14 protein-coding genes and 2 tRNA genes are annotated in these 22249 nt (G+C 64.1%); 6 read left to right on the top strand and 10 right to left on the bottom strand.

Annotated features, from left to right (window positions below; genetic code table 11):
- Positions 1 to 149 precede the first annotated feature (149 nt).
- Positions 150 to 4187 carry a phosphoribosylformylglycinamidine synthase gene (gene purL / locus NCT05_RS08070; protein ID WP_250502024.1) on the bottom strand — a complete coding sequence of 1346 codons (4038 nt, stop codon included), beginning with the start codon at positions 4185 to 4187 and terminating at the stop codon, positions 150 to 152.
- 457 nt (positions 4188 to 4644) lie between these two features.
- Here purL and NCT05_RS08065 point away from each other — a divergent pair, with 457 nt between their 5' ends.
- The 3 genes from NCT05_RS08065 (at position 4645) to pgi (ending at position 9405) form a co-directional block, all read left to right on the top strand.
- Positions 4645 to 5937 carry an FAD-dependent oxidoreductase gene (locus NCT05_RS08065; protein WP_250502023.1) on the top strand — a complete coding sequence of 431 codons (1293 nt, stop codon included), beginning with the start codon at positions 4645 to 4647 and terminating at the stop codon, positions 5935 to 5937.
- A 67-nt stretch (positions 5938 to 6004) separates the two neighbouring features.
- Positions 6005 to 7567, top strand: coding sequence for an NAD(P)H-hydrate dehydratase (locus tag NCT05_RS08060; RefSeq protein ID WP_250502022.1), 1563 nt, complete (start codon positions 6005 to 6007; stop codon positions 7565 to 7567).
- Between the two features lie 203 nt (positions 7568 to 7770).
- Entirely contained in the window at positions 7771 to 9405 is a 1635-nt protein-coding gene (pgi, locus tag NCT05_RS08055) for a glucose-6-phosphate isomerase (RefSeq protein WP_250502021.1), read from the top strand.
- Positions 9406 to 9455: 50 nt separating this feature from the next.
- Here pgi and NCT05_RS08050 read toward each other — a convergent pair whose 3' ends face one another.
- The gene (locus NCT05_RS08050) at positions 9456 to 10157 is read right to left on the bottom strand and encodes an ABC transporter ATP-binding protein (RefSeq protein WP_033535923.1); all 702 of its coding nucleotides are present in this window, start codon (positions 10155 to 10157) and stop codon (positions 9456 to 9458) included.
- Here NCT05_RS08050 and NCT05_RS08045 point away from each other — a divergent pair.
- Together NCT05_RS08045 and NCT05_RS08040 are read left to right on the top strand one after the other, a co-directional pair.
- Positions 10156 to 10827, top strand: a complete 672-nt coding sequence (locus NCT05_RS08045) for an arylesterase (RefSeq protein WP_284507484.1) — start codon at positions 10156 to 10158, stop codon at positions 10825 to 10827. The genes NCT05_RS08050 and NCT05_RS08045 overlap by 2 nt on opposite strands.
- Before the next feature lie 125 nt (positions 10828 to 10952).
- On the top strand, positions 10953 to 11294 hold the full coding sequence (locus NCT05_RS08040) for a hypothetical protein (protein ID WP_008349728.1): 342 nt from the start codon (positions 10953 to 10955) through the stop codon (positions 11292 to 11294).
- Positions 11295 to 11384: 90 nt separating this feature from the next.
- Here NCT05_RS08040 and NCT05_RS08035 read toward each other — a convergent pair whose 3' ends face one another.
- The 8 genes from NCT05_RS08035 to tig all read right to left on the bottom strand — a co-directional run bounded on the left by NCT05_RS08035 (position 11385) and on the right by tig (position 20554).
- Positions 11385 to 13307: a SurA N-terminal domain-containing protein gene (locus NCT05_RS08035; protein ID WP_250502020.1), complete on the bottom strand. Its 1923-nt coding sequence runs from the start codon at positions 13305 to 13307 to the stop codon at positions 11385 to 11387.
- Positions 13308 to 13561: 254 nt separating this feature from the next.
- Positions 13562 to 13638 (bottom strand) — tRNA-Asp (locus tag NCT05_RS08030).
- Positions 13639 to 13663: 25 nt separating this feature from the next.
- A tRNA-Val gene (locus NCT05_RS08025) sits at positions 13664 to 13739 on the bottom strand.
- A 76-nt stretch (positions 13740 to 13815) separates the two neighbouring features.
- Positions 13816 to 14148: an HU family DNA-binding protein gene (locus NCT05_RS08020; protein ID WP_279613068.1), complete on the bottom strand. Its 333-nt coding sequence runs from the start codon at positions 14146 to 14148 to the stop codon at positions 13816 to 13818.
- A 212-nt stretch (positions 14149 to 14360) separates the two neighbouring features.
- Positions 14361 to 16784, bottom strand: a complete 2424-nt coding sequence (lon, locus tag NCT05_RS08015) for an endopeptidase La (protein ID WP_008349749.1) — start codon at positions 16782 to 16784, stop codon at positions 14361 to 14363.
- Between the two features lie 186 nt (positions 16785 to 16970).
- Positions 16971 to 18242 (bottom strand): ATP-dependent Clp protease ATP-binding subunit ClpX, encoded by a 1272-nt coding sequence (gene clpX, locus NCT05_RS08010; protein ID WP_008349753.1) that lies wholly within the window; start codon positions 18240 to 18242, stop codon positions 16971 to 16973.
- A gap of 173 nt (positions 18243 to 18415) precedes the next feature.
- Positions 18416 to 19069 carry an ATP-dependent Clp endopeptidase proteolytic subunit ClpP gene (gene clpP / locus NCT05_RS08005; protein ID WP_008349755.1) on the bottom strand — a complete coding sequence of 218 codons (654 nt, stop codon included), beginning with the start codon at positions 19067 to 19069 and terminating at the stop codon, positions 18416 to 18418.
- 138 nt (positions 19070 to 19207) lie between these two features.
- Positions 19208 to 20554, bottom strand: coding sequence for a trigger factor (gene tig / locus NCT05_RS08000; RefSeq protein ID WP_008349757.1), 1347 nt, complete (start codon positions 20552 to 20554; stop codon positions 19208 to 19210).
- Between the two features lie 528 nt (positions 20555 to 21082).
- On the opposite strand from tig, the gene NCT05_RS07995 reads away from it, so the two are divergent.
- Positions 21083 to 22231, top strand: coding sequence for a glycerate kinase family protein (locus tag NCT05_RS07995; RefSeq protein WP_250502019.1), 1149 nt, complete (start codon positions 21083 to 21085; stop codon positions 22229 to 22231).
- Positions 22232 to 22249: the final 18 nt, after the last annotated feature.

Below are 22249 nucleotides of genomic sequence, written 5' to 3'. Positions count from 1 at the left end.
CGACGCGCCGAAGCACTATACCCGCAACTTACGCGTTGATTATTTTGGGATATTTGCCGGAAGGCAGTGTTATGGAACGGGCTCAAAAATAAAAACACCCCGAAGCGTCAGCTTCGGGGTGTTCGGTCCAGCCATGCGACGATGCGCGATTAGCCGAGGAAGCGTCGCGCGTTCTGGAACACGCGCAGCCACGGGCTGCCGTCGGTGGTCCAGTCGTCGGGCGTCCAGCTCATCTGCACGTTGCGATGCACGCGTTCCATGTGCGGCATCAGCACGGTGAAGCGGCCATCGGGCGTCGTCACGGACGTAATGCCCTGCGGCGATCCGTTCGGATTGAACGGATACTGCTCCGTCGCATTGCCGCGATGATCGACGTATCGCATCGCGACGAGCGCCTGCGCCGGATCGCCTTGCTGCGAAAAGTCAGCGAAACCTTCGCCGTGCGCGACCGCCACCGGAATGCGCGAGCCTTCCATGCCCGCGAAGAAGATCGACGGCGAATTCTGCACTTCGACGAGCGAGAAACGCGCCTCGAACTGCTCCGACTTGTTGCGCGTGAACTTCGGCCAGCTTTCCGCGCCCGGGATGATCGACGCGAGGCTCGACATCATCTGGCAGCCGTTGCAGATGCCGAGCGCGAAGGTATCCGGACGCGCGAAGAACGCCGCGAACATGTCGGCGAGCTTCGCGTTGAAGCGGATCGTCTTCGCCCAGCCCTCGCCCGCGCCGAGCACGTCGCCGTACGAGAAGCCGCCGCACGCGACCGCGCCCGCGAAATCGGCGAGCGTGGCGCGCCCTTCGAGCAGGTCGCTCATGTGGACGTCGTGTGCATCGAAGCCGGCGCGATCGAACGCGTATGCCGTTTCCAGATGCGAGTTCACGCCCTGTTCACGCAGGATCGCGACACGCGGACGCTTGCCCGTCGCGATGAACGGCGCAGCGACGTCTTCCGCCGGATCGAAGGTCAGCACCGGCGCGATGCCAGGATCGGCGGCGTCGAGCAGCGCGTCGTATTCGGCGTCGGCGCAGGCCGGGTTGTCGCGCAGACGCGCGATGCGCCAGCTCACTTCGCTCCACGCGCGATGCAACTCGACGCGCGGCGCATCGAAAATCTTCTTCGCGTCGCGATAGATTTCGACCGCGCCGCTCCGGTTCGGCTTGCCGATCACATGCGAGCACGCCGACAAACCGTGTTCGCGCAGCGCGCCGAGCACCGCGTCGCGATCCGATGCGCGCACCTGCACGACCGCGCCGAGCTCTTCCGAGAACAGCGCGCGGATCGTGCGGTCGTCGCGGCGGCCGCTTGTCTGCTTGGCCCAGTCTTTCGCGTCGCCGTAATCGGATTCGTGATCGGCGTCGAGCGTCAGCATGTCGATGTTCAGCGACACGCCCACATGCCCCGCGAACGCCATTTCGCAGACCGTCGCCCACAGGCCGCCGTCCGAGCGGTCGTGATAGGCAAGCAGCTTGCCATCGGCATTCAAAGCCTGGATCGCCGCGAAGAAGCGCCTGAGGTCTTCGGGATCGTCGACATCGGGCACTGCGTCGCCGACCTGCTGCGTGACCTGCGCGAGAATGCTGCCGCCCATGCGGTTGCGGCCACGCCCGAGATCGATCGAGATCAGCACCGTGTCGGTATCGTCGACGAGTTGCGGCGTGAGATGCCGGCGCACGTCCTCGACCGGCGCGAACGCCGAGATGATGAGCGACACCGGCGACACCACTTCGCGCGCGCCGCCGCGTGCGTCCTGCCACTTGGTGCGCATCGACAGCGAATCCTTGCCGACGGGAATGCTGATGCCGAGCGCCGGGCACAGTTCCATGCCGATCGCCTTAACGGTGTCGTAGAGCGCGGCGTCTTCGCCGGCGCTGCCGCACGCGGCCATCCAGTTCGCGGAGAGCTTCAGCTTGTTGAGCGATTCGATCGGCGCGGACGCGATGTTCGTCACCGCCTCGCCCACTGCCATGCGGCCGGACGCGGGCGCGTCGATGACGGCGAGCGGCGTGCGCTCGGCCATCGTCATCGCTTCGCCGCGAAAGCCCGCGTAATCCATCGTCGTGATCGCGCAATCGGCGACGGGCACCTGCCACGGACCGACGAACTGGTCGCGCGCGGTCGTGCCGCCGACCGAACGGTCGCCGATCGTGATGAGGAACGACTTGCTCGCGACCGTCGGATGCTTGAGCACGTCGACAGCGACTTCGGACAGCGACAGACCCGTCACGTCGACGGGCGTGAATTGCGCATTCTCACGCTTCACATCGCGATGCATCTTGGGCGGCTTGCCGAGCAGCACGTCCATCGGCATGTCGACGGGTTCCTGGCCTTCGTTGGCGTCGTCGATCAGCTTCAGCTGACGTTCGTCCGTCGCCACGCCGACGACCGCCACCGGGCAGCGTTCGCGCTCGCAAATCGCCTGGAACGCGGGCAGATCGGCGGGCGAAATCGCCAGCACGTAACGCTCTTGCGCCTCGTTCGACCAGATTTCGCGCGGCGACAGACCGCTTTCCTCGAGCTGAACCTTGCGCAACTCGAAGCGCGCGCCCTTGCCCGCGCCATCGACGAGCTCCGGGAACGCGTTCGAGATGCCGCCCGCGCCGACGTCGTGGATAGACAGGATCGGATTGCCCTCGCCCAACTGCCAGCACGTATTGATGACTTCCTGCGCGCGCCGCTGGATTTCCGGATTGCCGCGCTGGACCGAGTCGAAATCGAGTTCGGCGGTGTTCGCGCCCGTCGCCATCGACGATGCCGCGCCACCGCCCATGCCGATACGCATGCCCGGCCCGCCGATCTGGATCAAGAGCGTGCCGGCCGGCAGGTCGAGCTTGTGCGTGTGCTGATCCGAAATATTGCCGATGCCGCCCGCGATCATGATCGGCTTGTGATAGCCGCGCACGCGGCCCGCGACGTTCTGCTCGTAGGTGCGGAAATAGCCGCCGAGGTTCGGGCGGCCGAATTCGTTGTTGAACGCGGCAGCGCCGATCGGGCCGTCGATCATGATCTGCAGCGGCGACGCGATGCGGTCCGGGCGGCCATACGGCGCGTGCTCGTCGGACGGATTGCGTTGCGTGAGCGGCACGGCGGCGTCGCGGTCGTTTTCCCACTTTTCGCGCGCGTCGGGCAGATCGAGGTTCGACACGGTGAAGCCCGCGAGACCGGCCTTCGGACGCGCGCCGCGGCCCGTCGCGCCTTCATCGCGGATTTCGCCGCCCGAGCCCGTCGCCGCGCCCGCGAACGGGGAAATCGCGGTCGGGTGATTGTGCGTTTCGACCTTCATCAGCGTGTGGGTCAATTCCACGTTGCGCCGATACTGCTCGTCGGCGCCGCGCGGGAACCAGCGTTCCGCGACGCCGCCCTCCATGATCGCCGAATTGTCCGAATACGCGACGATCGTGCCCGCGTGATTCAGCTTTTCCGTGTTGCGGATCATCTGGAACAGCGACATGTCCTGCTTTTCGCCGTCGATGGTCCATTCGCCATTGAAGATCTTGTGGCGGCAATGCTCGCTGTTGGCCTGCGCGAACATCATCAGTTCGACGTCGGTCGGATTGCGCTTCAGGCTCTCGAACGCGTTCACGAGATAGTCGATCTCGTCTTCCGCGAGCGCGAGGCCGAGCTCGGCGTTCGCGGCCTCGAGCGCACGGCGGCCCGTGCCGATGATGTCGACGGTCTGCAAAGGCTTCGCGGGCAGCTCGTCGAAGAGATGCAGCGCCTGGTCGCGCGATGCCGCGACGCTTTCCGTCATGCGGTCGTGCAGCGCATCCGCGACGGCCGCGCGCGCTTCGTCCGACAGCGCCTTCTTGCCGCCGAGGAAGCCGCTTTTCATGACGACCGAGAATTCGACGCCGCGCTCGATGCGACGCACTTTCTCGAGGCCGCAGTGATGCGCGATGTCGGTCGCCTTGCTCGCCCACGGCGAGACCGTGCCGAAGCGCGGCACGACCATGAACGTCTCGACATGACCGCGCTCTTTCGAGTCCGCGAACGGCGCGCCGTAGTGCATCAGCGCGGCGATGCGGCTGTTGTCATCGTCGGTGAGCGGCTCGGACGCGTTGACGAAATGCAGGAACTGGCCGCGCACGCCGACGATGTTCGCGTCGATGCGGGCGAGCGTTTCGAGAAGGCGGGTCTGACGGAAATCGGAGAGGGCCGAAGCGCCGGGGAAACACGAGAAGTGGGCCATTGTGACGGTGCGTCGATGACGTCTGTGTGCCGCTCGCGCGACGCTCGATCGCTTTTTGCAAACCGGATATTCGCAAATTCGGACTCGAGCACGCTAAACGGCGTGAGGCGAAAGGAAGACCGCGATTATAACCCGGAAGCGTCTCGAAATCGGCCGGGGCGGTCCGTCCGCGTGGCGCGCCACGGTGCAGCGGCGACGCGAAACGGATCGTCGCGCATCCCGAAATTGTCCGCGCCGGGCCGGCCATCGGGGATCGAGCGTGCCGCGGGCCACATGAGCGCCCGGCTCGCCGTCCCCCGCAAACGATTTTGGCGCTATCATGGCGCGCTTTCTTCGGGTACGGCGCGTGCCGAATCACGCCGCCAGCCTGTCGTTTCACCGTCAACGCAGCAGCCGGGCGTCCGTGCCCGAGCGTCACGCCGCACCTGCAATCTCGCGCCTTCGGGCACAAAAAGTCATGGATGTCATCGTCATCGGCGGAGGAATCGCCGGCATCGCCACCGCCTGTCAATTACATGCGGCCGGTCATCGCGTGTGCGTGGTCGAGCGCCACGCGACCGTCGCGCAAGGCGCCACCTACGGCCAGGGCGGCGCGCTGCTGCCCTCGCCGCTCGATGTCTGGTTCGGGCCGACGTTCATGGCGTCGAGCCGCTCGAAGCAAAGCGGCATGGTGGTCAAGACCGGCTTCGACTCGGCCGCGCGCGATTTTCTGAAGCAGCTCGCGACGCTGCGCGATCCCGAGGCGTTCGCGGCGCAGTACGCACATCTGCAGCCGCTCGTCGATGTGTCGCGGCGCGTGCTCGCGGACATCGAAAGCCGGCTGGAACTCGATTTCGAGCAGCGCCGCGGCGTGCTGCACGTCTTCAGGCAGCCGCGCGAGCTCGAAGACGCGCAGCCGGCCATCGATCTGCTCAGAAGTTGCGGCGTTGCGCATCAACTGCTGACGCCCGAAGAATGCGTCGCCATCGAGCCTTCCGTGCCGGATTTCCCGGAATTCGCGGGCGGCGTGCTGCTGCCCGACGAGCGCACCGCGAACTGTCCGCTCTTCACCAAGCAACTGAAGCAGGTGCTCGAAGACGGCGGCGTGCAGTTCCGCATGCATCGCGCGGTGGCGTCGCTGCGTCTGGACGATGGCCGCGCGGCCGTCCAGCTCGCCGGTCCCCACGAAGGCAAAAAGCGCAGCGCCGATGTCGAGCTCATCACGGCGGACGCCATCGTCGTCGCGGCGGGCACGGGCACGCCGGGGCTCATCGGCGGCTCCAAGTCGGCGTCGTCGCTCTTTCCGCTGCGCGTGCATACGCTCACCGCGCCCGTCGCGTACGAGGAGCGCGCGCCGCATCTGACGGTCGTCGATTCGATCAAGCGCATCACGATGACGCGCATCAACCAGCGGCTGCGCGTGGGCGGCGCGGGCGTGTTCCAGAGCGCGTCCAAGGCCGACAAGCCGCTCGACGCCTCGCTCTCGCGCCGCGCGCTCGATCTGCTCGGCCAAGGCACGCACGACTGGATTCCGGGCGCGGCGCGCGTCTCCGCTGCGCGCGCGTGGGAAGGGCTGCGCCTCGTCACCGCCGACGGCCTGCCGCTCGTCGGCGCGACGCGCCATCCGCGGCTTTTCGTGAACGCCGCGCACGGCCCGGCGGGCTGGGGCCTCGCGTGCGGGTCTGCTAAAGTGATCGCGGATCTCATTTCCGGCGTTACGCCCGATGTTCCCGCCGATACCCTTGCCGCGCTGAGCCCCGAACGCTTCTAGCAGCGCGCTGCGACGGGCACGAATGCTGCGGACGCCGGGTTTCCAAAGCGCTTTCCCGCCCGCCGCCATGACCGCTGCCCGCTCGCCCTATTTCACTCCCAAAGACGATCCGCTCACGCTTCTGACGCTCGCCGAGCTGCGCACGCTCGAAGCGCGCGCAGCCGCCGCGCTGCCGCCGCATACGCTGATGGCGCGCGCGGGCGCGGCCGCCGCGCAATGCGTCATCGATGCGCTGGAGCACGATCCGGATTCGCGTGCGTTGCCGGTGTGGCTCGCGGCCGGCCCCGGCAACAACGGCGGCGACGCGCTCGTGATGGCCGAGCGCCTGCATCGCGCGGACATTCCGGTGCGCGTGTGCATGCCGGTCGAAGTGAAGCCCGACGACGCGCGCTGGGCGCTCGACGCGGCGCGCGCGGCCGGCGTCTCGATCGACGACAAGCCGCCCGCCTCGTTCGACGGCGTCGGCTGGCTCGTCGACGGCATGTTCGGCATCGGTCTCACGCGGCCGCTCGAAGGCGTGTTCGCGGAAATCGCCGCGCGCATGACGCGCCGCGCGCGCGCGTCGGGGCGCGTGCTCGCGCTCGACGTCCCGAGCGGCCTGAACAGCGACACCGGCGCGCCCGTGAACGGCGGCGAAGCCGTGCGCGCAACGGACACGATCACCTTCATCGGCGCGAAGCCGGGGCATTTCACGTCGCTGGGCCGCGATCTGACGGGACGCCTTTTCGTTTCGACGCTGGAAGTCGATGCGAGCGCGGCGCCGTCGATCGTGCTCAACGCGCCCGCGCTATTCGGCGCATGCATGCCGCCACGCGACAACGCGACCAACAAAGGCACGTTCGGCTCGCTCGCGGTGGTCGGCGGCGATACCGGCATGTGCGGCGCGCCGGTTCTCGCCGCGCGCATGGCGCTCTACGGCGGCGCGGGCAAGGTGCACGTCGCGTTTCTTGGCGAAGGCTTTCCGCCTTACGATCCGCCGCATCCCGAGCTGATGCTGCATCACGTCGATGACCTCGCGCTCGACAGGATGGACGCGCTCGCCATCGGCTGCGGCATGGGCCCGAGCGAGCGCGCCAAGACGGTGCTGACCGACGCGCTGAAGCTCGATGTCCCGAAATTGCTCGATGCCGACGCGCTCAATCTCGTCGCGAAAGACGACGCGCTCGCCTCCGCCGTCGCGGCGCGCGGCGCGCAGGGCGATCCGTGCATCCTCACGCCGCATCCGCTGGAAGCCGCGCGTCTGTTGCAAACCGACGCGAAAGCCGTTCAGGCCGATCGCATCGCGGCCGCGCGCCAGCTCGCCGCGCGCTATGCGGCCATTGCGGTGCTCAAGGGCTCCGGCACCGTGATCGCCTCGCCCGATGGCCGCGTCGCCGTCAATCCGACCGGCAACGCGGGACTCGCCACGGGCGGCACCGGCGACGTGCTCGGCGGATTGATCGGAGCATTGCTCGCGCAGAAGCTCCCTGCATACGAAGCGGCGCTCGCGGGCGTCTGGCTGCACGGCCTCGCCGCGCAGACGCTCAGCGACGGCGGCATCGGCCCGGCCGGATTGACTGCCGGAGAACTCGCGCCCGTCGTGCGAAGTCTCATCAACCGCCGCTTTTACGCGGAGCACGCGCGCAACTGACGGTTTTCGCGCGTCCCATTGCAAGGCCGCCGTGACGCTTTGCAAGCATCCGTTCATGCATCGTCGCTATACTCTTTTTTGATTCGGGCAACCGCGGCCGCTCACATCTGCTTCAGTCGCGTTCACCAGACACGACGCACAGGCAGGCGAGCCGCAATCGCACGAACGTATTCCTCTGTCACCTTCAGACTAACGGACCGCTCATGACCCAAAACTCGATGCTCAACTCGCTTCCTGCCTGGTCGGCGCTCCAGACGCATTACGATGCCATCTCCGGCGAGCGCCTGCGCGACTGGTTCGCGCCGCAGAACGACACCACGCCGACGCGCGCCGAGCGCCTCACTTTCGCGGGCGGCGGCCTCGCCATCGACTTTTCGAAGAACCGCGTGAAGGACGAAACGCTCAAGCTGCTCGTCGAAGTCGCGCAGCAGGCCAAAGTCACCGAGCGCCGCGACGCGATGTTCCGTGGCGATATCGTCAACATCACCGAACATCGCGCCGTGCTGCATACCGCGCTGCGCGCGCAGTCGCCGGATGCGCCCTTCCACGAACAGGTGCAGAAGGAAAAGGCCAAGATGGCCGCCTTCGCCGACAAGGTTCGCGACGGCTCGTGGACGGGCTATACCGGCAAGCGCATTCGCCATGTTGTGAATATCGGCATCGGCGGATCGGATCTCGGGCCGAAGATGGTCGTGCACGCGCTGCATCATCTGGCGTCGAAGGATCTGGACACGCATTTCGTATCGAATGTCGACGGCGCGGATCTCTGGAACGTCCTTCAGCAAGTCGACGCCGAAGAAACGCTCGCGATCGTCGTCTCAAAGACCTTCACGACGCTCGAAACGATGACGAACGCGCATTCGATGCGCGACTGGTTCCTGAAGTCCGGCTGCCCCGAAGATCAGCTCGCGAAGCATTTCGTCGGCGTGTCGGCGAATCCGGCTGAAGTGGTCAAGTTCGGCATCGCGAAGGAAAACGTCTTCGAGATGTGGGACTGGGTCGGCGGACGCTACTCGCTGTGGTCGGCGGTGGGGCTGTCGATCATGCTGTCGGTGGGTCCGCAGAATTTCGACGCGCTGCTGCAAGGCGCGGCCGCGATGGACGAGCACTTCCGCACCGCGCCGCTCGACAAGAACCTGCCGGTGCTGATGGGCATGATCGGCATCTGGTATCGCAATTTCTTCGGTTCGCAGAGCGATCTCGTCGCGCCGTATTCGCAGGCGCTGCACTATCTGCCTTCGTATCTCCAGCAGCTCGAAATGGAGAGCAACGGCAAGTCGGCGCGTCTCGACGGCAAGATGGTCGATTACCCGACCGCCGCCGTGATCTGGGGCGAGCCTGGCACGAACGGCCAGCACGCGTTCTTCCAGATGCTGCATCAAGGACCGACGATCATTCCGATCGACTTCATCGCCGTGCTGACGCCGGAGCATCCGCTCGTCGATCATCACGCGAAGCTGCTCGCCAACTGCTTCGCGCAGAGCGAGGCGCTCATGCTCGGCCGCACGCTCGAAGAAGCGAAGAAGGTCGCGGGTCCGGGCAAGGAGGAACTGGCGACGCATCTGAGCTTCCCCGGCAACCGTCCGACGACGACCATCATGCTCGACGCGCTCACGCCCCAGTCGCTCGGCGCGCTCATCGCGCTCTACGAGCACAAGGTGCTGGTGCAGGGCACGGTGTGGGACATCAACTCGTTCGATCAGTGGGGCGTCGAGCTCGGCAAGATTCTCGGCAAGGTCGTCGAGGCCGATATCACCGCCGCGAGCGCCGATCCGGCCAAGCACGATTCGTCGACATCCGCGTTGATCGCGCGTGCGCGTGAGGCTTTGAAGCGCTGAAGCGCGCGTTGAAGAAGGTGGCCCGCGGCGCTTCGGCGTCGCGGGTTTTTTTATACGCCGATGCCGTTGACGAGCCGCCCCGCTTCGATCGTCACCGTCGCGTCGCAGCGCTCGGCGAGTTCGGCGTCGTGCGTGACGAGCACGAGCGTCGCGCCGTTGCGGCGGTTCATCTCGAACATCAGGTCGATGATCGCGTAGCCCGTGGCGGCATCGAGGCTGCCCGTGGGTTCGTCGGCGAAGAGCACGGCCGGATGCGTGACGAAGGCACGCGCGAGCGCGACGCGCTGCTGTTCGCCGCCGGAAAGCAGCTTCGGATAGTGGCCCGTGCGCTGCGCGAGACCGACCTGATCGAGAAGCGAGCGGGCGCGCGCCGCGATCTCGCCGTGCGGCATCTCGGCGCGCAGTTCGAGCGGCAGCATCACGTTTTCGAGCGCGGTCAGATGCGGCATCAACTGGAACGACTGAAACACGAAGCCGACCGCGCCGCTTCTGAGCGCGGCCCGTTCGTCTTCGTTCAGGTTCGACAGCTCCTTGCCGAGCAGACGAACCGAGCCCTCGCTCGCGCTGTCCAATCCGGCGAGCAGGCCGAGCAATGTCGACTTGCCCGAGCCCGATGCACCGACGATCGCGACGCTGCTGCCCTTCGCGATCGACAGATCGATCTGATCGAGAATCGTGAGCTCGCCCGTTGCGTCCTTCACTCGCTTGCTTAACCCCCGAACTTCGATGACCGGCTCGATATTGTTTTGCATGGAAACTCTGAAAATTAACTTGCGCGGCCTCGTGCCGGCGATCCTGTTGATGGCGGCATGTTCGGCGACAGCGCATGCCGCCGATGCGCAAGCCGCAGCGCAACCGAAGCCCGCGATCGTCGTGCTGGGCGACAGCCTGTCGGCCGAATACGGCCTGCCGCGCGACACCGGCTGGGTCAACCTCTTGCGCGACAAGCTTGCGAAGGAGCGTTTCGATTATAGCGTCGCCAATTCAAGCATCAGCGGGGACACCACGAGCGGCGGGCGCGCACGATTGACCGCGGTGCTTTCTCGCCTGAAGCCCGCGGTCGTGATCGTCGAACTCGGCGCGAACGATGCGCTGCGCGGCGTGCCGCTCGCGACGACGGAGACGAATCTGCGCAGCATCGTCGATGCCTCGCAGGCGGCGCATGCGAAGGTTTTACTCATCGGCATGTACGTCCCGCCCAATTACGGCCCGGACTATACGCAAAAGTTCCACGCCGTCTATGAGCGCATCGCGAAGGAGAAGAACGTGCCCCTCGTGCCGTTCCTGCTTGCCGGCATCGCTGACAAGCCCGCCATGTTCCAGGCGGACCAGATTCATCCGACGGTGCAGGCCCAGCCTTTGCTGTTGGAAAACGTCTGGCCAACCTTGAAACCCTTGCTGGGCGCCAGTGCGTCGCATTAGGACGACGCCGGCCGCGACAGCTCTTGCAGAACCAACGCGGAACACGGCCACGATTCAGATATCTGAGACTTTCGCGTAACTCTTATAACCCGCTCGTCTCGTGAGCGACTCTACAAGGAGGTCACGTGAAACTTATCCCTCTCCTCGGCCTGGCCGTCGCGCTCTCGGCTTGTGCCGCACAGCCGCCCGCCAACGTGCAACAAGTCGGCATGAGCAAGCAGGCGCCCAATGTCGTCGCGCAGTGCATCGCGCAAAAGTGGGCCGAAAAGTCACAGCAGCAGGTCGTGTCGCAGAACACGCTCGCCAACAATCAGGGCGTCGACGTCTATGTGCCCGGCCAGCAGCCGCCGAATGGCGCCGCCGCGGTGGTGCAGCCAGCGCGCTCGGGCTCCGGTACGTGGGTCGGTTTCCGCGCCTCGGGCGCTGCCGGCAGTCAGGCAACCGGCGATATTCAGGCTTGCCTGTAAGCATCCTGCTGCCGTCTCGTAGCGGCGTAGCAAAGCAAAAAAGCCCCGCTTTCTTTCGGAAGCGGGGCTTTTCGATGATGTCAGCGCCGATCAGTTCGACGACGGTGCCGGCGCCTGGCTCAGCTTGACCTTCGAGCGAGCCTTCAGCGACTTGAGGTACGCCTCCATGTCGGCCTGCGCGTAGACCTGCGCGACTTGCTGCTGTGCGCCGGCGAGACGATCGGCGGCGACCGGCGCGGCCTTCTCGATGCCGTTCACACGATAAATCGCGTAGCCTTCCGCACCGAGATCGACGCCGACATACGACGGCAGCTTCGATCCATCCGCCTTGAAGATCGCGCTCAACGCGACGGGCGGCAAGCCTTGCGCGTCATTGCGCGAGACGGTGATCGGCGACGTGAAGCCGTCGGTCGACTTCGACTTCTGCAGATCCGCGAGCTTCGCCTCGCCTTCCTTCTTCGCCATCGCCGCAGCCATTTCCGCGACGACCTTCTTGCGCACGTCGTCCTTCACGACGTCGAACGCGGGAACGGTCGAGGCCTTGTAGTCGGTGACGCGCGCGGCGATCAGCGTGTTGTTGCCGACGTCGATTGCCTGCGTGTTGTTGCGGTCCTTCACGGCATCCGGCGCGAACACGGCCGCGAGGAACTTCGGATTGTTGAGCGGATTGTCTTGCGGCAATTGCGGATTCGGCTTCGGACCGACCGTTGCGCTCTGCACCGTCAGCTTGTACTTGTCCGCGGCCGGCTGCAGCGACTTGGCCTTCTCGTAGACGAGATCGGTGAAGCCTTGCGCGTCGTCGGCGAAACCCTTCGTGCCCTGTTGAGCCGCGTAATCCTTCGCGATCGAGTCCTTCACTTCGTCGAACGGCTTCGTGACGGAAGGCTTCACGTCGGTCGCCTGAATGATGTGATAGCCAAAATCCGACTCGACGATATTGCTGACTTCGCCCTTCTTCAGGCCGAATGCGGCGTCGTCGAAAGCCTTGCCGCCCGCGATCTGACCGCGCGCGAAGTAGCCGAGATCGCCGCCCTTGCCTGCAGAGCCGGGATCGTCGGAGTTCTTCTGCGCGATTTGCGCGAACTGATCCGGATGCGCCTTGACTTGCGCGAGCAGGTCTTCGGCCTTCTGCTTGGCCTTCGCCTTGTCGGCCGCGCTCGCGTCCTTCGGTGCGTTCACGAGAATGTGGCTCGCGCGCACTTGCGCTTCGGTGCGATAGCGCTGGATGTTGTCGTCGTAGTACTTCTTGAGATCGGCGTCGCTCGGCTTCGATGCGGCCGCGATCGTCGATGGCGACAGCAGCAGATACTGGATCGTGGCGGTTTCGGGCGTCGCGAAATCGTTGCGATGCGCTTCGTAGTAGGCGGTGAGTTGCGCGTCGGTCGGCTGGACCTTCGCGGTGTAGTCGGCCGCGCGCAGCGACAGACCCTGCACCGAGCGCTTCTGTTCCGCGAGTTCGGTCAGGCTTTGCGCGAGCGACTTCGACGTGAACGCCGTGCCTTGAATGCTGCCCGGAATCTGTCCGGTCGCGATCGTGTAGCGCATGCGCTCGTCGTACTGCGCGGGCGTCATGCCCTGCATCGCGAGCAGTTGCTTGTAGCGATCGAGGTCGATGCTGCCGTCGGGCTTCTTAAGCGACGAGATCACCGGATCGTTCAGCAGCGCCCGGCGCACGGCGTCGTCGGAGGCGGTCAGATGCAGACGCTGCGTTTCGTCGGCCATCGCGCGTTGCTGCACGAGACTATCGACCATCGCGGCGCGCGCTTCGGGCGTGTCGAACATCTTGGCGTCGAATTGGGAACCGAGCATCGAGCGGGCGCGGTCCACCTGCTGGCGGAAAGCGCTGTCGAATTCGGCGCGCGTGATCTTGTGGCCATTCACGCTGGCGACGTAGGAACTTTCGTCGAAATAGTTGCTGAAGCCCTGAATCCCGACCATGCCCAGACCGGGCACGATGATCAGGATCAGCAGAGCCATCATCAGGCGCTGGTGATTACGGAAGAAGTCGAGCATGCGTAGCGCTGCGTGGTTATAACAAAACGCTCGATATTACAACAGTGGACGAGGAAAAGGCGAAAGGCGGGCGGGATTTGCACCGCCCGATGTGAAATTCTCGCGTCCCCTTTTCGTAACGGGCGATGTTTCAGTTGAAAGTTTGCGTCCAGCAAGCATTCAATGATGCGAAGCAATGATTAGCATTCTTAACGAGCACGCGCCAAAACAAAAATCCCGCAAGCCGTGAAGCTTACGGGATTTTTTGTCGAATCTGGCGGAGCGGACGGGACTCGAACCCGCGACCCCCGGCGTGACAGGCCGGTATTCTAACCGACTGAACTACCGCTCCGGGTAGCGCGCAATGAACTGTGACCTGGTGGGTGCTGAGAGGCTCGAACTCCCGACCTACGCCTTGTAAGGGCGCCGCTCTACCAACTGAGCTAAGCACCCGGTCCGCAATTCACTCGGTTTGCGCTGCTGCTGGATTCACACTTCGTTTTGCGAAGGTCCGTATCCAGCGAGTCCGCTAGTTTAGCGCATCCTTCAGCGCTTTGCCAGGGCGAAATTTCGGCACTTTCGCGGCCTTGATCTTGATCTCATCGCCCGTGCGCGGATTGCGCCCCGTGCGCGCGGTGCGCTTGCCGACGGCAAACGTGCCGAAGCCAACGAGCGTCACGGTGCCGCCCTTCTTCAGCGTCGCGCTCACGCCGCCGATGACCGCATCGAGCGCGCGGCCGGCGGCGGCCTTGGAGATATCGGCTTGCTGCGCGATATGGTCGATCAATTCCGTCTTGTTCATTGTGATCCCCGAATCAGTATTGGCACGTTTTAATCGATGTGGTCCGGCATCGAAGCGGATCGCATCTCGATAAGATTGGATGCGGCGCTCATTTAACTTAGCCGAAAGACACGTGTCAACCGGGGTTGAGCCTTATTCGGCGCGGCCTTCGGGCGTTTTAGAAGTTCTCTTCGAAAAGCCGCGCGCAAAAAAGAAAACCCGCGGGTGGGTTGCCCGCGGGTTTTTAGCCTCGCTCACGCAACACGGCGTTAAAACCGTGCCGCGACAAGCGTTCAGTGCTTCACGACTTCGCCCGTTGCTGGCGTGTCCTTCTGCTGTTCGGCTGCGACGGGCGTTGCCTTCGCTTCGTCTTCGGGCAACGACTCCGGCGCACGTTCGAGCGCCAGTTCCAGCACCCGATCGATCCAGCGAACCGGCACGATCTCGATGGCGTTCTTCACGTTGTCGGGGATGTCGGCCAGATCCTTCGTGTTTTCTTCAGGAATCAGCACGAGCTTGATGCCGCCGCGATGCGCTGCCAGCAGCTTCTCCTTCAATCCGCCGATCGGCAGCACTTCGCCGCGCAGCGTGATTTCGCCCGTCATCGCGACATCCGCGCGAACCGGAATGCCGGTCAGCACCGAGACCAGCGCCGTGGTCATCGCGATACCGGCGGACGGACCGTCCTTCGGCGTCGCGCCTTCCGGCACGTGGATGTGGATGTCCTTCTTCTCGAACGACTCATCCGTGATGCCAAGCCGGCGCGAACGTGAACGCACGACCGAGCGCGCCGCTTCGACGGATTCCTTCATCACGTCGCCGAGCGAACCCGTACGGATCACGCCGCCCTTGCCGGGCATCACCGCTGCTTCGATCGTCAGCAGATCGCCGCCCACTTCCGTCCACGCAAGACCCGTCACCTGACCGATCTGGTTTTCCTTCGCGGCCAGACCGAAGTCGTACTTGCGCACGCCGAGGAAGGTGTCGAGGTTGGAGCCGTCGACCTTCACGGCGCCTTCCGCCTTCTTGAGCAGCAGCATCTTCACGACCTTGCGGCAGATCTTCGATACTTCACGCTCGAGCGAACGCACGCCCGCTTCACGCGTGTAGTAGCGAATGATGTCGCGGATCGCTTGTTCCGTGACGTCGATCTCGCCGTCCTTCAGGCCGTTGTTGCGCTTCTGCTTCGGCAACAGGTAACGCGTCGCGATGCTGACCTTCTCGTCTTCCGTGTAACCCGACAGGCGGATGACTTCCATCCGGTCGAGCAGCGGCGGCGGAATGTTCAGCGAGTTCGACGTCGCCACGAACATCACGTCGGACAGGTCGAAGTCCACTTCGATGTAGTGGTCCGCGAACGTATGGTTCTGTTCCGGATCGAGCACTTCGAGCAGCGCGGATGCCGGATCGCCGCGGAAATCCATGCCCATCTTGTCGACTTCGTCGAGCAGGAAAAGCGGATTGCGCACGCCGACCTTCGTGAGGCTCTGCAAAATCTTGCCGGGCATCGAACCGATATACGTGCGACGGTGGCCGCGAATTTCGGATTCGTCATGCACGCCGCCGAGCGCCATACGCACGAACTTGCGGTTCGTCGCGCGAGCGATGGACTGCCCGAGCGAGGTCTTGCCGACGCCCGGAGGCCCGACCAGGCACAGAATCGGTGCCTTCACCTTCTCGACGCGTTGTTGCACCGCGAGGTACTCGAGAATGCGTTCCTTGACCTTTTCGAGACCGAAATGGTCTTCGTCGAGCACGCGCTCGGCATTCGAAAGGTCGTTGTTGACCTTGCTCTTCTTGCGCCATGGCAAGCCGATCAGCGTGTCGATGTAGTTGCGCACGACAGTCGCTTCCGCGGACATCGGCGACATCAGCTTGAGCTTTTTCAGCTCGGCGTCGGCCTTCTTCTTGGCTTCCTTCGGCATGCGCGCGGCGGCGATGCGCTTCTCGAGCTCTTCGAGATCCGCGCCCTCTTCACCTTCGCCCAGTTCCTTCTGGATCGCCTTGACCTGCTCGTTCAGGTAGTACTCGCGCTGGCTCTTTTCCATCTGGCGCTTCACGCGGCCACGGATGCGCTTCTCGACCTGAAGAATGTCGATTTCGGCTTCGAGCTGGGCGAGCAGATGCTCCAGACGCTCGATCACAGGGAACATCTCGAGGATGTGCTGCTTTTGATCCAGCTTGAGCGGCAGATGCGCGGCGATAGTGTCGGCAAGACGACCCGCCTCGTCGATGCCCGACAGCGACGTCAGGATCTCCGGCGGAATCTTCTTGTTGAGCTTCACGTACTGATCGAACTGCGACACGATCGCGCGGCGCAGCGCTTCGGTTTCGGCGCTATCGGCGTGATCCGGCTCGAGCGGCATCACATCGCAGGAAAATTGCGTTTCCTGCTCTTCGATCGACAGCGTTTTCGCGCGCTGCAGGCCTTCGACGAGCACTTTCACCGTGCCGTCGGGCAGTTTCAGCATTTGCAGGATGTTGGCGACACACCCTACTTCGTACATGTCCTTTTCGGTCGGCTCGTCCTTCGCCGCCGTTTTCTGGGCGACGAGCATGATGTGCTTGCCGCCTTCCATCGCGGCTTCGAGTGCCTTGATCGACTTGGGCCGCCCGACGAAGAGCGGAATCACCATATGCGGGAAAACGACTACGTCGCGCAGCGGGAGCAGCGGCAGCGTAATGCGTTCCTGCGGGAGGAGTTGGGTTCCTGACATTTCATTTCCCCATTAGTGGAATCAGTTCAGTCGTAAATAAGGCCGGTCAGAGCTATTGCAAGCCTTTATCGGAAGGGAAAAGTCGTTAGTCAAAGATCGCGTCAGTAACGTCCACAAGATAAACCGACAAAAATAAAAGGCCGTTCACGTCGCCATGAACGGCCTTTCGCCGACACACAGCCTGCTTCAGTTCGATCCTGCTACTTTCGGTGCGTCTTCGTAGATGAGCAGCGGCTTGCCGTCTCCGTCGATCGTGTTGTCGTCGACGATCACCTTCGAAACGCCCTTCATGGTCGGCAGTTCGTACATTACGTCGAGCAACGCCTGTTCCAGAATCGAACGCAGCCCGCGCGCGCCGGTCTTGCGGCGAATGGCCTTCTGCGCGATGGCCTGAAGCGCCGCCGGACGGATTTCCAGTTCGACGCGCTCCATTGCGAAGAGCTTGTGATACTGCTTCACGAGCGCGTTCTTCGGCTCGATCAGGATCTTCACCAGCGCGGCTTCATCGAGCTTGCCGAGCGTCGCCACGACGGGCAGACGGCCGATCAGCTCCGGAATCAGGCCGAACTTGATCAGGTCTTCCGGCTCGACTTCGCGCAGCACTTCGCCCGCGTCGCGATCCTGCTTGCTCTTCACGCTCGCGCCGAAACCGATGCCGGTCTTCTCGGTGCGATCCGTGATGACCTTTTCCAGTCCGTCGAACGCGCCGCCGCAGACGAACAGGATGTTGGTCGTATCGACCTGGATGAAATCCTGATTCGGGTGCTTGCGTCCGCCTTGCGGCGGCACCGACGCCATCGTGCCTTCGATCAGCTTCAGCAACGCCTGCTGCACGCCCTCGCCCGACACGTCGCGCGTAATGGACGGGTTGTCCGACTTGCGGCTGATCTTGTCGATCTCGTCGATGTACACGATTCCGCGCTGCGCCTTGTCGACTTCGTAATTGCAATTCTGCAGCAGCTTCTGAATGATGTTCTCGACGTCCTCGCCGACATAGCCGGCTTCGGTCAGCGTCGTTGCATCGGCGATCACGAACGGCACATTCAGCATGCGCGCCAATGTCTGCGCGAGCAGCGTCTTGCCCGAGCCGGTCGGCCCGATCAAGAGAATGTTGCTCTTCGACAGCTCGATGTCGTCCTTCTTGTCGAGATGCTTGAGCCGCTTGTAATGGTTGTACACGGCCACCGCGAGAATTTTCTTCGCGCGTTCCTGGCCGATCACGTACTGATTGAGGATATCGCTGATTTCCTGCGGGCTCGGCAGGTCGGACTTGGTCAGCCCGGCCTCCTCCGCCGCACCGGCTGCCTCGTCGCGAATGATCTCGTTGCACAGGTCGATGCATTCATCGCAGATGAACACCGACGGCCCAGCGATGAGCTTCTTCACCTCATGCTGGCTCTTGCCGCAGAACGAGCAATACAGCAGCTTTTCGCTACTGGAACCTTTTTTGTCCGCCATAAATGTGTAAGCCTCCGGACACTCTTGTTACATGATACGCGCTTCGATTCCGCGACGCAGATTCGCACCCGCGAGGACCGCCGGAGCGCGTTTTGGCGTGGCGCCCAATGCGCGACTTCGCACGCTTCGCCGGCTTCGTCTCCGAGCGCCGGCGCGGCGCCGCTCCGGACGCCTCAGGGACGCTTGTGAAGCACCTGGTCGACGAGGCCGTAAGCCTGCGCATCGTCGCCCGACATGAAGTTGTCGCGATCCGTGTCGCGCGCGATGCGCTCGACCGGCTGACCCGTGTGATGCGACAGCAACTGATTCAAACGTTCCTTCAGATACAGGATTTCCCGTGCCTGGATCTCGATGTCCGACGCCTGGCCGCGTGCGCCGCCGAGCGGCTGGTGGATCATCACGCGCGCGTTCGGCAGCGCGACGCGCTTGCCCTTCGCGCCGGCCGCCAGCAGGAATGCGCCCATGCTTGCGGCGAGGCCCATGCACAGCGTCGAAACGTCCGGCTTCACGAACTGCATGGTGTCGTAAATCGCCATGCCGGCCGAGACCGAGCCGCCAGGACTGTTGATGTACAGGCTGATGTCCTTGTCCGGGTTCTCGCTTTCGAGGAACAACAACTGTGCGACGACGAGATTCGCCGACTGGTCGTTCACTTCACCGACGAGAAACACCACGCGCTCCTTGAGGAGACGCGAGTAAATGTCATAGGCACGCTCGCCGCGGCCGCTCGTTTCCACGACCATCGGAACGAGGCCGAGCGCCTGGGCTTCGAAATCCCGCGGTGCGTGGGACGCCAACGTGTCGAGCAATTCAGCGCGAAAGGTCATGCAATTTCCTTGTTCGGAATAAGGGTACTGAACGACAAAGGAACATCCACTAGAACGGCATGCAAACGCCCAACTTTAATGCAAAAAAGGCGTGCGAGCCGTCAGTCCGACGACTCCGCACGCCCCTTGCCTAACGCGTCAGGCTTGCGCCGTTGCGCTGGCCAGTTCCTCGAAGCTGACTTCCTTGTCGGTCACCTTGGCCTTGCCCAAGACGAAATCGACGACGTTGCTTTCGACGACGTACGCTTCCATCTCGGCGAGGCGCTGCTGGTTCGAATAATACCAGCGGACGACTTCCTTCGGGTCTTCGTAGCTCTTGGCGAATTCGTCCACTTCAGCGCGGATCTGCTCGGGCTTCGCCTGCAGTTCGTTGGCCTTCACGAGTTCGGCCAGCACGAGGCCCAGCTTCACGCGACGCTCGGCCTGCTCGGCGAACATTTCGGCCGGGATCGGCGCGTCGGCTGCATTCGGCACGCCGCGTTGTTGCAGGTCCTGGCGAGCCATTTCGACGAGGCGCTGCTGATCCTGTTCGATCAGCGCCTTCGGCACGTCGAGTTCGGAGATCTTCAGGAGCGCGTCCATGACCTGATTCTTCACGATCTGCTGCGTGCGGCGCTTCGCTTCACGCTCCAGATTGTCCTTGATCTCGGCGCGCATCTTCGTGAGGTCGCCGTCTTCGATGCCGAGCGACTTCGCGAAATCGGCGTTGATTTCCGGCAGATGCGGCCATTCGATCTTCTTCACGGTGATCGTGAATTGCGCCGTCTTGCCCGCCACGTCCTTGCCGTGGTAGTCATCCGGGAACTTGAGGTCGAACGTGCGCTCTTCGCCGACCTTCAGGCCCGTCGCGGCTTGCTCGAACTCGGGCAGCATGCGGCCTTCGCCCAGCACGAATGCGAAGTCCTGTGCGCTACCGCCTTCGAACGCGACATCGTCGATCTTGCCGACGAAATCGAGCGTTACGCGGTCGCCTTCCTTGGCTGCCGTGTCCGCGCCGCCGTCGCCGTGCTCGCCGGCTTCGCCGCGGGCGTGGAAATGCACGCGCTGCTTGCGCAGGATGTCCAGCGTGCGATCGACTTCGGCTTCGGAGATGGTCGTGACCGTGCGTTCGATTTCAGCGGTCGCCACGTCGCCGAGGCGCACTTCGGGATAGACCTCGAAGGTCGCGTCGAAGGCGTAGGCGTCCGTTGCGGCTTCCGACTTCGGCGCGAAGCTCGGCTGGCCCGCGACACGCAGGTTCTCGGCGCGCGTGACATCGAAGAATTCCTTGCCGACCTTGTCGCTCAGCACTTCGGCTTCGACCTGGCCGCCATACTGTTGCGTCACCATCTTGAGCGGTACCTTGCCCGGGCGGAAACCCGGCATGCGCACATTCTTGGCCAACTGGCGGATGCGCGAATCCACTTCCTTCTGCACCGTGTCCTTCGGCAGGGAAATCGTCACGCGGCGTTCGAGCTTGCCGAGGTTCTCAACTACGTTAGCCATGGCTGAAATCGTCCTAGAGTAAATCGTAAATTCGGTGTTCGGTTCTTCCGCGGTTCTAAAGGCGCGGGTCCGGATGCGGCCTCTGCCTGAGCCGGCCGAAATCGACGCCTGGCGCCGGAAGACGCCCAGAATAAGCGTCTCGCGGGAGTGCCGGAACGTCGCCCGACACGGTGTCAGTCAACAGAGCCAAGCATTTTAGCAAACTATTCCGCGCGGTCCGTCCGACGATCCTGCAAACACTGCGTTTCGGTCCGATTTGACTCGAAAAGTGCCAGTTTTCGACGCTCATTTCGGCGTAAATCCGCGTTTTGCTGACCGGCTCTCCCGCGCAGAATTCCCGCTATCGGCACGCCGCTATTTTGCGTCGCGCGCCGCGCTGATAAGCTTGCCGGCGCATGATTCGAGCGGCGAAGCGCTCCGGCGCGCAATCCATTGCCGCAAGGCATGAAGCGCATGCGACATACGCATAGATGGAGCCTCGCCGCGGCTTTTCAATCCTTGCTTCCACATCAGAACATTCGAGACACCATGCCTAACGCCACGTCCGCTGCTCCCGTAGTTGTCATCGCTCCCGATTCGTTCAAGGGCTCGCTCTCCGCGGAAGGCGTCGCGAACGCCGTCGCGGAAGGCATCAGGCGCGCGCGGCCGGACGCCGATATCCGTATCCGTCCGATGGCCGACGGCGGCGAAGGCACGCTCGACGCGATGCTCTCGGCAGGCGGCGAGCGGCGCATGCTCAACGTGCGGGGCGCGGCCGCCGCACGCCGCGACGCCGCCACGGGCCTGCTCGACGACGGCAGCGCGATTATCGAGACGGCGGAAGTCGTGGGCATCACGGATGCGGACGGCATGGCCGTGCCCGTCACCGAGCGCAGCACGCTCGGCATGGGCGAGGCGATCCGCGCGCTGCTGGATTCCGGCGCGCGCAGATTCTATGTGGCGCTCGGCGGCAGCAGCACCAACGACGGCGGCGCGGGCCTGCTCGTCGGCCTCGGGCTGAAACTCTTCGACGCAGACGGCAAGGAGCTCCATCCGGTGCCATCGGCGCTCGGGCGAGTCGCGCGCATCGACCCTTCCGGGCTCGATCCGCGCGTGAAGGACGCGGAGTTCGTCGGCATGTCCGATGTCGACAATCCGCTCACCGGCGATCACGGCGCGACGGCGGTCTTCGGGCCGCAGAAAGGCGTGACGCCGGAGCAAGTGCCCACCATCGACGCCGCCCTCGCCCATTTCGCCGATCTGCTCGAACCCGCGATGGGCGTCGCGAAACGCAGCGAACCCGGCGCGGGCGCGGCGGGCGGGCTCGGGTTCGCGCTGCACATGCTCGGCGCGCGTTTCGAGACCGGCGCGGAGGTGGTGGCGCGCGAAATCGGGCTCGACGCCGCGCTCGAAGGCGCGAACTGGCTCATCACGGGCGAAGGCCGTTCAGACGTGCAGACGCTGCATGGCAAGGCGCCGTTCATCGCCTGCAAGCACGCGCGCGATCACGGCGTGCCGGCGTCGTTGCTGTCGGGCGCCGTCGATTCGGCCGCGCTGCCGCGGCTCTCCGAATTTTTCAGCGGCTGCTTCTCGCCGGCGCCCGGCCCGATCACGCTCGAAACGGCGATCCGCGATGCGGCGCGGCTGCTCGCCAACGAAGCCGAGCAGCTCACGCGCCTCAGATTCGGTTCCAAATAAGTCCGAACGAGGCGCGCG

Origin of the sequence: Caballeronia sp. AZ7_KS35, from assembly GCF_023631045.1 — a bacterium.
Classification (GTDB): Bacteria; Pseudomonadota; Gammaproteobacteria; order Burkholderiales; family Burkholderiaceae; genus Caballeronia; species Caballeronia zhejiangensis.
The sequence above is the reverse complement of the archived record's forward strand: the minus strand, read 5'-3'. Positions and strand labels throughout refer to the sequence as shown.

Bases quoted from the DNA above. Each gene is read 5' to 3' on its own strand.
- purL (WP_250502024.1), bottom strand. From the start codon at position 4,187: ATGGCCCACTTCTCGTGTTTCCCCGGCGCTTCGGCCCTCTCCGATTTC.
- NCT05_RS08065 (WP_250502023.1), top strand. From the start codon at position 4,645: ATGGATGTCATCGTCATCGGCGGAGGAATCGCCGGCATCGCCACCGCC.
- NCT05_RS08060 (WP_250502022.1), top strand. From the start codon at position 6,005: ATGACCGCTGCCCGCTCGCCCTATTTCACTCCCAAAGACGATCCGCTC.
- pgi (WP_250502021.1), top strand. From the start codon at position 7,771: ATGACCCAAAACTCGATGCTCAACTCGCTTCCTGCCTGGTCGGCGCTC.
- NCT05_RS08045 (WP_284507484.1), top strand. From the start codon at position 10,156: ATGGAAACTCTGAAAATTAACTTGCGCGGCCTCGTGCCGGCGATCCTG.
- NCT05_RS08050 (WP_033535923.1), bottom strand. From the start codon at position 10,157: ATGCAAAACAATATCGAGCCGGTCATCGAAGTTCGGGGGTTAAGCAAG.
- NCT05_RS08035 (WP_250502020.1), bottom strand. From the start codon at position 13,307: ATGCTCGACTTCTTCCGTAATCACCAGCGCCTGATGATGGCTCTGCTG.
- lon (WP_008349749.1), bottom strand. From the start codon at position 16,784: ATGTCAGGAACCCAACTCCTCCCGCAGGAACGCATTACGCTGCCGCTG.
- clpX (WP_008349753.1), bottom strand. From the start codon at position 18,242: ATGGCGGACAAAAAAGGTTCCAGTAGCGAAAAGCTGCTGTATTGCTCG.
- clpP (WP_008349755.1), bottom strand. From the start codon at position 19,069: ATGACCTTTCGCGCTGAATTGCTCGACACGTTGGCGTCCCACGCACCG.
- tig (WP_008349757.1), bottom strand. From the start codon at position 20,554: ATGGCTAACGTAGTTGAGAACCTCGGCAAGCTCGAACGCCGCGTGACG.
- NCT05_RS07995 (WP_250502019.1), top strand. From the start codon at position 21,083: ATGCCTAACGCCACGTCCGCTGCTCCCGTAGTTGTCATCGCTCCCGAT.